Source organism: Flavobacterium amniphilum, assembly GCF_023634845.1.
GTDB lineage: Bacteria > Bacteroidota > Bacteroidia > Flavobacteriales > Flavobacteriaceae > Flavobacterium > Flavobacterium amniphilum.
The window spans coordinates 95,617-110,031 of record NZ_JAMLJL010000005.1; the positions used below are offsets into that span (position 1 = coordinate 95,617).

The following is a 14,415-nucleotide window of genomic DNA, read 5'->3' on the forward strand; positions in this document are numbered from 1 at the left end:
TTTAATTATTTGTTGGGCTTAGTGTTAGGTAAAAGTTTTGCTTGTATTTAAATTTCCCTCCAAATGAGATCTTGAATTCTGCATTAGAATATTTGATTTCATTGAGCGTATCGTTGTAGAATGTTTCTGCGTTGAAACTAATTTCAGGAAATTCATTTTCACTGAAAGACATCAGAATTCCGTTTTCGGTTATATACTTTTCTATCATTTCCATAATGAAACCTTCATTTGTGTTTTTCAGGCTCACCTTCATTTTACTTTCTACTGTATCCAGCTTGAAATCGGCTATCCCATCAACAACATCCATTCCGGCAATGTTCCACTTAAAACTGATTTGTTCCTTTTTGAATTTTGGGGCGGCACTCATGTTCAGTATCTGGTAAACAGGAAGTAATTCGATGAATTTCTGGAATTCCGATTGGTTTTTCACCCGGTTCAGAAACTGTTCGCGGATGTATTCAAAACCGTCACCACTGTAATCGTTTTTAAGCACCAAGTCGTTTTCCATGATTCTTTTGGCGGCTTCTTTATACTCGGCGACCGTATAATTCCCTTCGTGATACGTTAAAACCAATGGGAATATGGATGAGAAGTAGCGGCTCGATATTTTAGGAAATTTCTTTTCGGGTTCTTTACCGTCGATTTTAAAATTGGCGCGGTTGAGCACAATCTGGTTGTTGTACTCCCTACTCTTACCTATATGCAGTTGGTAGCTTGCTTTACTGGTATAATTACTTTCCCCGAGTTGAAATGTAATGGTATCTTCCACTTCATAGAGCGAAGCGGATTTAGTTTCTTTAGTGGTATTATTGTTTAAAAGCATTTAAAACAGAAATGTGATTGATAAGGTTATTTTTTTCGAATGCATATTTTGGTTATCAATCATTACTGAAATAAGGTTCTACTGCCTTAATGTACTTCCATCCATTCGTATCGAATACTTTATCATATTTTCCATAACCTTTTTCTAGATGTATTTTCTCTTTCGGATCATAAATTAAATATCCAATTTTACAACCTTCAAATCGCTTTTTCTCGTAAACCATAAACTTGAATGTTGAATCAGGATACACTTCCAAAGAGTTTAGAATATCGTATTTATCATCTCCGTCAACAATCAGTTTTTTTTGAAACAATAAATCAATTGGTTCAAAAAAAGTTTTATTGGAATCGGCTTTTTTTAAAAGATCGAAATAGTTTTTATTTGTAACAAATCTGGCCCGCTTTTTTTTGAAAACCAATTCGTCAGATGAATTTTCAGACGGTCCAATATGATGTGTCATAAAGTACTCATGATGACGAATAACGCTGTCTTTAACTTTTTCGAAGTATATCATATCCTTTGAATCTATATCCGGTGTATGAAAATAGAAACCAATAAAAGCTATTAGTAAAATAATTAATCCGATAAACAATTTACTTTTCATTACTCTGGTTTAAATTCAATCAATTTGTTATCTAATCCTTTTGGCGTAGTTCCTCCTTTTACACCATTAATTGCGCCTGTCGCATTCCATAAGGCATGGTCTCCATCTTGCCAAAATTTTGCACCAAACCATCCTTTTTCAACTGTCTCATCATCAATTTCTATTTTTTGAAAATTCCCATGCCAAGTTGGTTGATAATCCGATCTTGTAATATATGCGAAAACGGAAATTCCCATCTGATTAGCCATTTTTTGAGCTAAACTTTCTTTAGGACGAGCATCTGAAGGCGAAACAGAAGGCTCAATAAAATAAACATTTGAAAAACTTTTCTTAAGTTGGCCGTATCTTTTTTGTGCTAATTCCCTATTTGTAAAATTCTCCGAAAAATCTGCTTTACCTGCAAAATACATAACTGTATAATATGGAGTAAAATCATTTTGAGATACATTTTTTTGAGCATTTCCTGTTCTACATGCATAGGAATGAATTTGAGCGTTTTTAGCAAAAACATTCTTTTTTATTTTAGAAATTTCAGAAAAAGTAAAAGTTTGTGGTCCATCAACGTTTGCCGTAATATGCCCCAATCCAAATGTAATTTTACTTGGCATACCGTGAGAATAAAAATGCAGCTGTTGAATATCCTCATAGCTATTAATTTTATTGATCATTTCTGTAATGTTTTTAACAGGTACAAAATCAATTTTAGAATTATCATATTTAGAAGATAAAGACTTTTTCACTTCATCTATTTCGCCTTTATTGTAAGAAGTTTTTTCCAGTGGTTCAACATAATTGAAATAAATCAAACTAACCTTTTTCCATTTATTACTATTTAATAATAATGTTCTAACAGCTTGAGCAAAAAATCTCATTTTATTTCCGTAAGTTGGTTCATGTAATTCTGAACCTACAACCATTACTGCATCACATGTAGACAAAATTTTTGCTTCTACACATACCGTTTCACTCGGCTTGTTATAAAAAGCATATACTTTCACTTTCTCCTCCATTGCCGGCATGCGCAGTTTAATGACAATTTTGTTGTCGATTAAACGGTTGTAAATACCCGCGCCTTTTACCTGATACTGTTCTTTATCATCAGGTTTGAGTGCCCATTTCAGGGAAGGGATTTCAACAGCTATGGGTTTTCTGGACGGAGTGGCCTTAAAAGTGCAAAACTCACCTACTTTGACATTTTTCACCTGTTTTCCGGCATCATCAAAAGGACCTTCCAGTTTAACAATTTTAATACCTACACCTTCTTTGGGAGTTGTATTCCCAACATGGTTTAATCCGCTGGTTTCTCCATTTTGCGTGAAAGCACCACCTGAAATATTCGAAATTTTCTTCGCATCATAACGCACCGAACCATTGGCATTGCCTTTGATGTTTTTTGCTATAATGGTTATTTTACCTGAATCACTCATTTTTAACTTTTCAACATAGTATTGAAAAAATATATTTCATTCTTATTGCTTTTTTGCCAACGAAAAAGGCAATTTTATACTTTTACCCGAATGGAGGTCAAAATCATTAAATTCCATCAAACTATCATTCACTATTGCTTTTATATTTTTATACAGATATAGTTCATCGAATAAAATTTTAGGCTTTCTGATTGTTTCCTTCTTTATGATTATATTTTTAAATCGATAATAAAAAGCCCCATCTATTGCTAGTTCCATATCACTATCAATTGAAATACTATTATCGAATTTAAGTGATATATTTAATGCTTTTGTTGATGTACTTTCATCTTTAATGTAACTAAATGTAAAATCATTGAACTCTTTAATTTTATTTCTGAAATTAGTGTTCTTTTCATAGAAGGCTAACTTTGCAACTTTGCCATAGAATTTATTTTGAGGATAATCTTCAATAAATATGTAGCTAAAATTTTGACTATCCTCTGTTTTTATACTATCTCGACAAGATGATAGGGATAATACAAAAATCACTATGCTAATTCGCCTCAATGTATTTATAGAAAGTAGATTTAAAACAATCATCATTTACTGTCCGGAACTTATAATTTTCTTCATATCAATTTCCAGTTTCACATCTGATAGAGAATCAATTAAAGTATTATTTATCACATATGAATTCAAAAAACACATACTAACACTATTATGTCCAACTTTATACGTTCCGCAATTGAGTTTTAGTGCATTTAAATTGTATACTTTATCATTGATCAATATTTGATATTCTCCATTTTCTTTGAGACAATCATCCAAATCAATTTCAAAACCAGTATCATTCTTTTTTATTCTTTTCACCAAAACCATTTTATCTTCTTTTAGATCAATAACTTCAAGTGATGGAGCAATACCATCAAAATTTGTCAAACTAATTGAGCAGATGGTATTATTCTTTTTGTCTTCTAATTCATTTTTACATGAAGAATTCAATAACAGAATCAGTAGTATACTTATAATTAATTTATTTGAATTTAAGATATGCATAATAGTTACTTCTAAATTGATTTTTTTCTAACTTCAATTTTGGCATTTTTATATTATAATCAGGATGCAAACTATCATTCCTAATTTCTCCCCAAGTAAAGACATTCAATTCTATATTTGATACATCATCATAATCCAGTTCTTGCAAATTACTTGAATTTAAATATTTTAATCCTCCTTCATAAACTATCCAATGATATTCTGAAAAATCATCAAAAGAATAATTTGACTCTTTTGAAAAAGCTACCATGCTACCATCTATTAATAAACATATTTTATATCCATTTCTATAATCTTTGTCGATATCTTTTTCTAGAATACGTAACTTCTCATCAGAACCAAAAAAATCTCTTAGGTAAGATTTGTTCGCTTTATAATAATCTATTTCTACAGTGGAATAACCCAGTAATTTTTTTCCTAATCTTGTCATTAACCAAGGCCAATTGATTGCTTGAAATTCTTCATTTCCACCTTTATATTTAGGATTATCAGTATTTCTAGTTCCTGCCATAGTTATAAAATCAATCAAAGGCATTTTTTCATACTTATTTATAAACCTATTATACGATCGTGGAAAACCCTTTTTTGAAGGGTCAATTTGATGTAAAACTTCATTTGGATTCACAGTATAACTATTAGAAGTTGCGACACCCGTTCTAAATAAATCCCTTGCAAATTTTTTATAACCATCAGGTTTCTCTTTTGCAAACAGATAGAATATACATGCCATACCACATAATGAAGTACTTGCCTGATCAATTTTCCATGGCATTCCTCTACTAGTTCTATCTTCAATTTCCTCTTCAACAATCATCCTATCAAACCATCTAAACCTGTTATGCTTCCAGACTTTTAATTCCCCTTCTGTCTTCGGATCGTTTACATAAGCCCTGACATATACAAAGCGGCCACACATCTCTTTTTCATTTACGAAAAGCTTCATTACTTCTCCTTTTGCCTTGAGATGTATTTCTTCCCATTTATTTTTTGATAAATTATGGTATTTGATCATCCATTTTACCACCGATTTATTGGGTGGTTCTTTATCAAAATAGGATTTAACCCTGAATTGATACGTTTTCCCGAAAACCATCCCTTTCTGGATACCTCCCGATTTATCATTGGCAGATCCGCTATCCAAAGCAGTAATCAATTCAATTTCTTTAACTTTGATTGTAGGCGGCATGCTTTTTACCGGAGCTTTTCTTTCTTCAGCTTTATTATAAGATGTTCCTTTACTTTTACCATTGAGTGTTAAAGCACCTCCTGAAGTATTCGAAATCTTTTTGGCATCATAACGCACCGAACCATTGGCATTACCTTTAATATTTCTTGCTATAATTGTTATTTTACCGGAATCTCCCATGCTTAATGATTTTTCACATTCTCACCTGACTGGTTGTGGATTTGGGTTTCACTGTTCAGCGTATAATCGGAAACAGCCTGTACTTCAATGGTATCAGAGGCATTTTTATGAATGTCTTTTGCATCATAAGAATAATTCTCCGACGCTATTTTAGAAATGTTTTTAGCCAATAACATAAAATCATTTGAAGCCATCTGGTTGATGTTCACTCCGGCGGTATCGATCATGTCTTTTCCGGCGCTTGATGCAATATTGATTCCGGCCGAATTATATATGTTTTCACCGGCTGAGAATGTAATATTCTTACCGGCTACCATGGTAATATTATTGGGCGCATTGACACTGATATTTCCCTGTCCGTCCATAAGCCAGGTGTTACCGCTTGGATCTTCAATGAAGATACTTCCTTGGGCATCGTTGAAAATCATTTTGGTCCCCGAACGGGTGTGGATTACTTTCTGGTCGTTGCCGGCTGTATTGTAACCTGATATTTCCGAACCGTTGTATTGCGTACCCACCACAAAAGGTTTTTCCGGATTACCTCCTTCAAACGATACAAAAACTTCTTCACCGATTTCAGGAATGAAATAAAATCCTTTTCCGGACCCGGCGTGTGGAGTTACCAAACGGGTCCAGTCGCTTTCATGTCCCCAGAAGAACATAAAACGGATGCGCCCCATGCCCATTGGGTCGTTGTTATCAGTCACTACGGCCGATTGTGTTTCTGCTTTTGGGTATACTAGCGGGTTCGTATAAGGTGGAACTTTTACGTCTCTTGGAATCGATTCGAATTCACATTCATAATGTCCGAATCCTTTTGAATAATGTTCAACTTTTGTGGCGATAAAATCTCCCTGGATACCATCTTTGGTAATCGAAAAAACGCCTCCGATCTGTAACGGGATTTTACTCTGCCCGGAATAGGTTAAGACATTCGCTTCTTTGGCCTGCTGGTTAATTTCCTGCATCCTTTTGATATCCTGTGATTCGTGTGCATTGCTCACAAAAGCATGATTTGTATTGCTGCGGTCAAAGACCATACCCGATGCATTTTGCGCGTTCTGGGCGATATAACTCTGTGTGTTGTTTTGAGGTGAAAGGTTTGAAGAGCCAATTTCAGATGCTCCATTGTAATCATACCCTTTGTAAGCTACTTTTTGTGAACGCAAACGGCTTTTCACTTTAAAATGATGCAGGTTTACGCCACTGAACAATGAAGCTTTAGACGATTTAAGTTCGCCGAATTTAAGGTAATCCCCGTCATAATACATCCATTCCCCATATTGGGTGGCCAGACGCTGCAGGAAACCAAAATCAGTTTCATTATATTGTACAATATACGGAAGCATATTGGTGTAAACCGGTTTGATGTCACATCCTGTCAAAACACCTTTAACCAGATTCTGATCAATTTTCTTTCCGATTTCTTCAAGATTCATAGACAGAAACGTCTCACTTTGGGTGATATCATCCAGCAATACTGTTGGACTCTCTCCTACGATATGAAATCCTTTGGAGGCACCATCATTGTCCAGCACTTCCATACCGGTTATAACTCCTTTGAAATTAACGTTCTCTCCTCGGGCCGCATCTTTTAGTGTTATAACTACTTTGGCACCCATATATTTCTTGATGAAATCGGCCTGGCTCTTGAAATCAACAACGACATCACCTATACGCCAGGTGAAGCTGAAATTATGATGTTCCAACAATCCCTGACTGATGCGGAGATCATAGTAAACAACAGGTTCTGAATAACTTCCAACCTGTATGCTTACGCGGTCTGCCATTACATCCGAAATTTTTTTAACAAGATTCTGAACTGTACTCATGGAGTATAAATTTAAAGTATTGTTTGGCCTTAATTACAGGCTCTTATTATCAAAGTTTAAAATGTAACTGTTATAATTACATTAGATATCCAGTGTCCACGGTTTTCCTAAAACCGCACCGCTGAAATCAATCTCTTTTGCTGAGACTGTAAACGCTATCTGCATTGGAACTTCATTACTGGAGCGGAAGCTTTCATGATAATCGATGCAAAAAGCCTTATCAAATTTCAATTCCTTCATTTTTGACATGGCATCACGACGGAAGAAAGTAATTTTTCCGCTTTTGGTCTGCGTGCTGCTGATCATCCACTTCATAAAATCAACACTTTTGGTTGATTCGATAACAAGTCTGATATTACCACCCTGTGCAATAGTCTGGGGCTTACCATTGTGATCTACTTCCTGATGGATGTGCAAATCAAATTCCAATATGTTATAGGTTTCCCCATCTAATTCCAATTTTGCTAAAAAAGACATGTTTTTATAATTTAAGGTGATACTATTGCAAATAATTTACCGTCAAAGGGGGATAAATTTGGGGTATTATCCCCCAATCACGGCTTCTCAAATAAATATGTTCAAAAAAGGATTATACCCATTCGTTTTCATAAATTCCAGTACCCATTTCAATCTTACGGGCAGAAATAGTGAAAGTTTCTGTTAATGGATTATGACCTGTAGAATCGAAGTTTTCTCTGTGCTTTACCAAGTAACCTTCAGAGAATTTTAATTCTTTCAAAGTAGCATCGCTGTCTCTTTTGAAGAATTTCACGCTTCCGTCTTTACGCTCGAAGCTGTTTGTCATCCACTCGAATAATTCAGTAGATCCGGTTCCTTCAACCGTAACATCAATTTTGCCACCTCTGGTTACTGTAGATGGTCGTCCTGTTGCATCAGTTTCCTGAAACAAACCATAGTTTACATTCAATACGTTGTACTCTTTTCCTCCAACGTTTAGTTTTGCTTTAAATGACATAAGAATAAATATTTAAAAAAAATTAATAATAAACAGACAATATTATTCCCAGCAGAACAGCATACGTATTCCGCCTAATAAAATTTATATGAATAAGGAATTTGCCTAAAAGGCGATTAGAATAAAATTACTTACAGCATACAAGTAATTCTGATAGTAAAAAATCAGCTGCTGCAATAATTAGATGAAGAAAAAACATGAATCATTGTTTTAGAAAATTAAGGTTTAAAAAAAATATACCAATTAAAAAATAAAGTGCAATTGTAAGAATTTTTTCTCAAATATTAAAAAAATGTACAACTTTTCTTAAAACAATTTGCTTAATATTTTCTTAAGCATTTGATATCTTCATACATTTGAGTTGCCGTTTTTTTATCGACACGGAACTCATAATCCTTTTGATAGGTATGAATCAAAAAACCTTTGATCAAACTTTTTGACATGTATTTGATATCGTATCCCCTTAATTCGACAACAATATAACCTTCACAATTCACCTGATATTCGTTGATCAGATCATATTTATCATCATTTACGAATGTCAGCTCAACAACATCGTCTTTTTTAATACAGGCATTAAAGGAAAACAATTTAATGTAAGCAAAAACTTTAGATCCCTTTCTTTTCCCAAGCTGGAAACTGATATAGTCCTGATCTGTATTGTAAACTTTAAAGTAATACGGTTCTGTGTAAGCATAAGCTCTTTTATCCAAAAAATTCTCTTTACTTCTGGTAATCTTTACCCGGTTTTTACATCGTATTTTAAGAGAGTCTTTAGCAGACATTTGTGCTGTCGCCGATAATGAGAAAAATAAAAAAACGCTTATTGTGAATAGTATTCTTTTTAGTCGCATAGCTGATAAATATTAAAAGAAGGGATTTTACAATCCCCTCTTTCAAACTAAAGATTAAATTATTTTTGTTCGTATTCAGTATCCCAATCAGTACCGTCATCCCCTTTTTGACCTTCCATTTTGATCATAAAGTTTTTAGCGGGGAAATATGGTTTCATATGGATATCCAAATAAATTCTGTCTTTTTGGATTGGATCCTGCTCGAATCTTTTGATCTCGAAGTTTTCAATCAATTTATCCGGACCAGTGATTCCATCAAGGAACTGAACGATTTGCCCCATGATTTCTTTACGGGTTTTAGCAGTAAAGTTCTCAAAAGCTCTTCTGTTAAGGAAGTCCATCAATACTTTAGTCACATAATCAAAAACACGTACAACAGAATATGTTTGTAAACCTAAGTTGTCACCGTTGAATAATGTTTTACCTGAAAACGCCATTACTTTACCATATTCATTAACCATAGGAATTAATCCCATGTTCTCTAAATTGGCAATTTCGCTTTTCTTCAAGTCGAAACGAACACCGTCAACTTCGTTGATACCCCCGAATTTTTTACCGGCAGTAACCTGTGACATTAAAGTTTTGTAAATTTTTCCGGCAAGAGCTGCTGAAGGCGGGATGAATAAATCCTCAGATTCACCAACCACATCAAACTTACCTCTACCAACCAACCAGTTACAAGTCATCAAAACATTTGAACGGTAGATATCACCACCAGTTAAATAAGCAGCATCGAACATTTCCATAACATCATCCGGTTCATCAAGGTGAGCAAAATCGGTTACAAGCATTACTTTGTTTTCATGTGCAATTTTTGCCCATTTTTCAACAACTTTATTACTTCCCAAGTAACCCGGAATTACTAATAAACCATAGTTGTTTTTAAGATCAAGACGGTCATAATTATCAACTAATTCATTATGAATTGCATCGATAAAACGAGTATTATCCAAATCCTGTAGTTGCTCTAAATCAGCATTAATAACCGTTACGTTTCTTACTTTATCCGTTTCAGTATTTTTATAGAACAAACCGATGGTTCTGTATGATTGCTCTAGTTCTTTTGTTTCGTGAATTGCAATTGCAAGGTTTTTAAGTAAAGTTTCTTCAGCTACTTTACTTTTATCCTCACATTGGGCAACCATATCAGTAAGTGATTCATTCTCTTTCAAAGCACTTGCCCACATTTCCAATGTTTTCTTAAGTACTTCTCTTTCTGATTCCTTATTTGCTTCATTCATGAAAATCTGACGGCGTGCTTTTCTGTCAGGATTCATATTTTGAGCACCTTCGATAGAAGTTTCCAACAAATCAAAACCACCATATTTAGCCAGTTTCTCTGCGCTTTGTTTTACCGCACCTTCTCTCTTTTTTGGTTCTAAAACTGCTGATTCAGCAGTTTGAGCTTGTAATTGTTCTTTAGACATATTATAATTTGTTTAGGTGATTTTTATTTTTGGTTTAATTCAGCTATTAACTCTTCAATTGTTTCCAACAAAGCTTTTTTTGCATCCGGATTATCCAAAGCGCTTTTTAAGATTTTGTTAGTTTTCAATTGCTTGATAATTTTTTGGTATTGGTCTTTTTCAGTTTCCAAATTGGTTAAAAACTTACTTTGAGCCGTGATACCTTTCACACCGAAATCTCCTAAGTTTGAAAATTTCAATTCTTCATTTTTTGTAGCACCTTCAGCATCTTCAAAAGAAACTTTTGCAGTTGGTTTAAAATGTGAAAAAACCTGCTCAATATTTGTCAATCCTTCAACAAGTTCTGGTCTTACCGGTGCATCACCTGTAAGTTTTTGAGCTACTAATGTCCTGTTTTGAGGAATTTCTAAGATTGCTTCACTAGCATCTAACTTCACTTCATTTCCCCCGATTCCGTAATTTGATAACATAATATCCGATTGTTTTAGTTAATATTTAATTCGCTTTATTAATCTGTCTGCAGACTTCCAGATCGCGTTTTACGATCTCCAGTTCGCTTTTATAAGTTTCTATTTGCTGCAATAGTTTATCCATTTCTTCTTTACTCTCCCCCATCATCTGAATACTTTTCTTCGCATCAATCAACTGTCTGTTAGTCAAAATAATGTTATCATACATATTGTCCCGCATCAAACTGTCTTTGGTTGGGATTGACTGTTGCATGCTGATAATTGTGGATATGGCCTTTTGCTGGTTATAATAAAAGTCCTGTCCAGGCGCATTTAGTGAATCAATAGAAGATTTCAATTCTTCCATGTTTTTGGCAAAATCTTCCTGGAAAAGAAATTCTCTTGTCATTGTTTCGTTTTCACTTTTCAATTCACTATTTTCCTTCCATGGCAAGTAATAATCGAAGAAAATAGCTCCAATTATAACAAACATTGTAATTCCGAAAACTGCCAGAAATGCTAAAAATGATTTTGCCCGTTCTTTTTTGTTTAAAACTTCCATTCCTTATTAATCTTCTAAAAATGTTCTACTTCTTTTTGATGAGTCAATTGCCAAATTTTCAAGTTCCAGTCTTTCTTTTACGAAAATTCCGTTATCCTTGCGTTTACCGATGTAATCCAAATGATTAAGAGTTGAGAATAATTCATCTATTATTTTCATAAATTGAATCATTTTTTTAACCGTTTTATCGATTTGCGTGTGATCATATCCCACATTCACCAAATCAGTAAAAACCAGTTCAAGATCTCCCTGGCTAACGCCACACCATTCTGAGATATAATTCAACAGTTCTTCTTTACCTGCCCCCGATTTTGAATCAATGTAGTTTTTCATGATTCTGGCCAATGAAATTACTTTGTCAAACATATATGCCGGTGGTTCATTAACTGTAAACCAGCGGAAAGAGTTGATATTATTTCCTAAATAAGTAATGATTTTCTCTGAAAGAGCAAGAACCATCATTGCCAGATCATTCGTTTGGTTTTTTCTGTTTATTTTTTGGGAAATTTGAACGGCATACAACTCCAACTGACCAAAGAAACGATCCGTTTTAGTGTGAATATCAATCAACTTCTGGTGACTCTGAACGGAAGTACACGGTGGAATATAATCAGCCATCAGGTAACTTTCATTACGGTTGATGATAATTTTCCCCAATGTCAAACTGTAACCACCTTGACCACTTTGCACACTGTTTTCCGGAATTAAATGTAAATTGAAGGTAGGTATCAAATTTGGATATCTTGGTGGGTTTTCCTCCGGATCAGGCTCGCCGTAAGGTTTTCTGTCAAATAAATTAACTGAAACATTAACCAATAATACCATATCCTGATCATCATTCAATTCATGGACCGCTTCCGGGTAAGGCATTTCCATATTCAGCATGCGGGAATTGTTCGAACTAATATCAATACGGCTTCCATTAGGTGTTACTGCATGACATTCTTCAACTTTAACCCTTAATAACTTATGATTATCGATAACCAATGAAATTTTAATCGATTCATTGGCATTTCCAAAAGGGATCAATCCGTAATTAAGGCTGTTCAGTTGTGTACCAATGGCATCCCTCAAAACATCGCTCACGTGATTTTGCATCGCAATGAAATGGGATTTATTAATTTTCATTCCGTCAACCCAGTTAACCGGAAAATGATTCAATTTCTCTAACATATACTGTCCTTATTTATGATTCTGATTATGCTAATGCCTCCTGTAATTTCTCATCACTCTGAGGACTCGTACGCAAACATATCACCGTACTGTCTTCCTGAATTCCATTCATATACATTGTTAATTCAGGATTGATATATTTGGAAACTCCATACCAATTTGGTTTTAAATAAAATACCCAATGCTGAGGATTTCCGAATTCATCCAAAAGCTCAATCGGACTATCCACATTACGTGTATTATAATCATTTACGAAATGATAAAACAGTCGACCGAAATCCATTCTGATTGGTGATTTTGCCCTAAACTCAGTTCTTATAATAGAATTTGGATTTTTGTAGAAAACAAACGTAATAACTACCATATCCCTGAATTCATCATCTTTTGGTTCAGAGAAAGTTCCAAATTCCGGGAACGCCCATGTTTTATAGATTTTAGCCGGTATAGAAATCGAGGCTTTGAAAGTCGAGTAAATCCATGTTGGCACCAAAAACATTAAAATACAAGAAGCTATCATAAAAGAATAAGTTGTGCTGTTCATATAGGTATACAGAAGTAAAAAAGGAATACTTCCGAAAACAGCTATCAACAGATTGTATACACCTTCAAGCCAAATACTTTCAAGTCCGAATTTATTCAGATAAGTTCTGTAAACCAAAACATGCAATCCTCCCAATGCGAAGAATAATATCTGATAAAATACAAATTCCCCAAATAACGTGTTGATGACCTTCGATTGCCCCAGAAAAGAAACCAGGGTAAAAATTAAAATTGATGAAAAGAGATAGATATAATACTTTGTTTTGTATTCTGTTTTGTAATTTTTGACCTTATCAATAAAAAACATGGCCAAAATTGTTCCTAACAATAGCAGTATTGCTACTGTAATCAACAAAGTAGGATCAATTAATTCTTTAAAATTGGGTCTGAATGTAGGTCTCATATTCTGGTTGTAATTCCTAAAACTGGTTCTTGTATAAAATTAAATTGTTCGATTTCTATTGGTAAGAGAATTGTTGTTTTCACATCAATCTCAACCGGCAAAAAGTATTCGTAAAAAAGATCTATAAAACGTCTTACCCCACCATCATGTATATATTCCTTGAAAGAACTGTTTTCCAAAGGGCCAATTTTTAATTCGATATTCAAAGAGTAGTCCATGTAAGACATACCTGAAACCATATCCAGTCCTAACCTGCAATTATCAAGAGTAACGTTTTGATTGCTTTCAGCTAATTCCTGATAGCCTAATTCGACGATTTCCACTTTTTCACCCAGTAAATATTCAAGACAAAAAGCAGTTTTATCAAGCTTACCGACTACTTTATGAACAAATGGAAGCAATCTGATAAATTTAGCCACGAGGACATGAGGGAGACCTCTGTCAATATTCCAAAAATCAAGAAAAAAGTCTATAGGGTGACCTTGGTTAAGCCGAAACAAAAAGTCTTTTTCTGCGGCATCACGAACCATTCCGTTAAGGAAAAATTCATTTTCAAAAGGCAGGAAAAATTTTCTGGCATTTTCCTCTTCTTTTTGCTGTAAGCGATACTCTTTGGTCATATCGTCAACAGACTGATTCAGCCGCTCAGTTTTCGGGTAATGGAAAACACCTTCAGGTAGTGCATCATAAATTCCATCCCTTGAAATATTGATTTTTAAAAATTGAGTAGCATCATAATCATAATCAACTATTTCACATCCCAATACATCTGTACTGTAAGGCCTTTTAAACTGCCCTTCATAGTTGATTAAAAATTCGTAACCATCCCTGTTGTAACTTTCCAAAAGTGAAGATAAAAGCACTTCAGCTTTCAGGTCATAAGGAATGGAATTAATTTTATTTTTTATTTCTTCAATCGCATCCATACATCCTTCACTTAA

General features: G+C 34.2%; 16 protein-coding genes. All 16 read right to left on the reverse strand.

Annotation, left to right across the window (positions count from 1 at the left end; translation table 11 throughout):
- Window position 1: 1 nt before the first annotated feature.
- Entirely contained in the window at window positions 2-823 is an 822-nt protein-coding gene (locus NAT51_RS07280) for a hypothetical protein (RefSeq protein ID WP_250597168.1), read from the reverse strand.
- 55 nt (window positions 824-878) lie between these two features.
- Entirely contained in the window at window positions 879-1,427 is a 549-nt protein-coding gene (locus NAT51_RS07285; RefSeq protein ID WP_250597170.1) for a hypothetical protein, read from the reverse strand.
- Window positions 1,427-2,854 carry a hypothetical protein gene (locus NAT51_RS07290; protein ID WP_250597172.1) on the reverse strand — a complete coding sequence of 476 codons (1,428 nt, stop codon included), beginning with the start codon at window positions 2,852-2,854 and terminating at the stop codon, window positions 1,427-1,429. Before NAT51_RS07290 ends, NAT51_RS07285 begins: the two co-directional genes overlap by 1 nt.
- 42 nt (window positions 2,855-2,896) lie before the next feature.
- Complete coding sequence (locus tag NAT51_RS07295; protein ID WP_250597174.1) at window positions 2,897-3,439, reverse strand: hypothetical protein; 543 nt, start codon at window positions 3,437-3,439, stop codon at window positions 2,897-2,899.
- Window positions 3,440-3,838: a hypothetical protein gene (locus NAT51_RS07300; RefSeq protein WP_250597176.1), complete on the reverse strand. Its 399-nt coding sequence runs from the start codon at window positions 3,836-3,838 to the stop codon at window positions 3,440-3,442.
- A gap of 31 nt (window positions 3,839-3,869) precedes the next feature.
- Window positions 3,870-5,258, reverse strand: a complete 1,389-nt coding sequence (locus NAT51_RS07305; RefSeq protein WP_250597178.1) for a hypothetical protein — start codon at window positions 5,256-5,258, stop codon at window positions 3,870-3,872.
- 2 nt (window positions 5,259-5,260) lie between these two features.
- Complete coding sequence (locus NAT51_RS07310; RefSeq protein WP_250597186.1) at window positions 5,261-7,090, reverse strand: type VI secretion system Vgr family protein; 1,830 nt, start codon at window positions 7,088-7,090, stop codon at window positions 5,261-5,263.
- An 81-nt stretch (window positions 7,091-7,171) separates the two neighbouring features.
- Window positions 7,172-7,567, reverse strand: coding sequence for a type VI secretion system tube protein TssD (gene tssD, locus NAT51_RS07315; protein ID WP_250597188.1), 396 nt, complete (start codon window positions 7,565-7,567; stop codon window positions 7,172-7,174).
- Between the two features lie 112 nt (window positions 7,568-7,679).
- A complete protein-coding gene (gene tssD / locus NAT51_RS07320) occupies window positions 7,680-8,066 on the reverse strand; it encodes a type VI secretion system tube protein TssD (protein WP_250597195.1) in 387 nt (128 codons plus the stop codon).
- Window positions 8,067-8,386: 320 nt separating this feature from the next.
- A complete protein-coding gene (locus NAT51_RS07325; RefSeq protein ID WP_250597197.1) occupies window positions 8,387-8,920 on the reverse strand; it encodes a hypothetical protein in 534 nt (177 codons plus the stop codon).
- A gap of 59 nt (window positions 8,921-8,979) precedes the next feature.
- Complete coding sequence (locus NAT51_RS07330; protein ID WP_250597199.1) at window positions 8,980-10,347, reverse strand: DUF5458 family protein; 1,368 nt, start codon at window positions 10,345-10,347, stop codon at window positions 8,980-8,982.
- A 23-nt stretch (window positions 10,348-10,370) separates the two neighbouring features.
- The gene (locus NAT51_RS07335) at window positions 10,371-10,817 is read right to left on the reverse strand and encodes a hypothetical protein (protein ID WP_250597201.1); all 447 of its coding nucleotides are present in this window, start codon (window positions 10,815-10,817) and stop codon (window positions 10,371-10,373) included.
- A gap of 25 nt (window positions 10,818-10,842) precedes the next feature.
- Window positions 10,843-11,358 carry a type VI secretion system TssO gene (gene tssO / locus NAT51_RS07340; protein WP_250597204.1) on the reverse strand — a complete coding sequence of 172 codons (516 nt, stop codon included), beginning with the start codon at window positions 11,356-11,358 and terminating at the stop codon, window positions 10,843-10,845.
- Between the two features lie 6 nt (window positions 11,359-11,364).
- Window positions 11,365-12,531, reverse strand: a complete 1,167-nt coding sequence (locus NAT51_RS07345) for a hypothetical protein (protein ID WP_250597211.1) — start codon at window positions 12,529-12,531, stop codon at window positions 11,365-11,367.
- A 25-nt stretch (window positions 12,532-12,556) separates the two neighbouring features.
- Window positions 12,557-13,474: a TssN family type VI secretion system protein gene (locus tag NAT51_RS07350; protein WP_250597213.1), complete on the reverse strand. Its 918-nt coding sequence runs from the start codon at window positions 13,472-13,474 to the stop codon at window positions 12,557-12,559.
- Window positions 13,471-14,400 carry a type VI secretion system baseplate subunit TssG gene (locus tag NAT51_RS07355; protein WP_250597215.1) on the reverse strand — a complete coding sequence of 310 codons (930 nt, stop codon included), beginning with the start codon at window positions 14,398-14,400 and terminating at the stop codon, window positions 13,471-13,473. The genes NAT51_RS07350 and NAT51_RS07355 overlap by 4 nt, the downstream gene beginning before the upstream one ends.
- Window positions 14,401-14,415: the final 15 nt, after the last annotated feature.

Coding starts and splice junctions, on each gene's coding strand:
- NAT51_RS07280 (WP_250597168.1), bottom strand. CDS start 823: ATGCTTTTAAACAATAATACCACTAAAGAAACTAAATCCGCTTCGCTC.
- NAT51_RS07285 (WP_250597170.1), bottom strand. CDS start 1,427: ATGAAAAGTAAATTGTTTATCGGATTAATTATTTTACTAATAGCTTTT.
- NAT51_RS07290 (WP_250597172.1), bottom strand. CDS start 2,854: ATGAGTGATTCAGGTAAAATAACCATTATAGCAAAAAACATCAAAGGC.
- NAT51_RS07295 (WP_250597174.1), bottom strand. CDS start 3,439: ATGATGATTGTTTTAAATCTACTTTCTATAAATACATTGAGGCGAATT.
- NAT51_RS07305 (WP_250597178.1), bottom strand. CDS start 5,258: ATGGGAGATTCCGGTAAAATAACAATTATAGCAAGAAATATTAAAGGT.
- NAT51_RS07310 (WP_250597186.1), bottom strand. CDS start 7,090: ATGAGTACAGTTCAGAATCTTGTTAAAAAAATTTCGGATGTAATGGCA.
- tssD (WP_250597188.1), bottom strand. CDS start 7,567: ATGTCTTTTTTAGCAAAATTGGAATTAGATGGGGAAACCTATAACATA.
- tssD (WP_250597195.1), bottom strand. CDS start 8,066: ATGTCATTTAAAGCAAAACTAAACGTTGGAGGAAAAGAGTACAACGTA.
- NAT51_RS07325 (WP_250597197.1), bottom strand. CDS start 8,920: ATGCGACTAAAAAGAATACTATTCACAATAAGCGTTTTTTTATTTTTC.
- NAT51_RS07330 (WP_250597199.1), bottom strand. CDS start 10,347: ATGTCTAAAGAACAATTACAAGCTCAAACTGCTGAATCAGCAGTTTTA.
- NAT51_RS07335 (WP_250597201.1), bottom strand. CDS start 10,817: ATGTTATCAAATTACGGAATCGGGGGAAATGAAGTGAAGTTAGATGCT.
- tssO (WP_250597204.1), bottom strand. CDS start 11,358: ATGGAAGTTTTAAACAAAAAAGAACGGGCAAAATCATTTTTAGCATTT.
- NAT51_RS07345 (WP_250597211.1), bottom strand. CDS start 12,531: ATGTTAGAGAAATTGAATCATTTTCCGGTTAACTGGGTTGACGGAATG.
- NAT51_RS07350 (WP_250597213.1), bottom strand. CDS start 13,474: ATGAGACCTACATTCAGACCCAATTTTAAAGAATTAATTGATCCTACT.
- NAT51_RS07355 (WP_250597215.1), bottom strand. CDS start 14,400: ATGGATGCGATTGAAGAAATAAAAAATAAAATTAATTCCATTCCTTAT.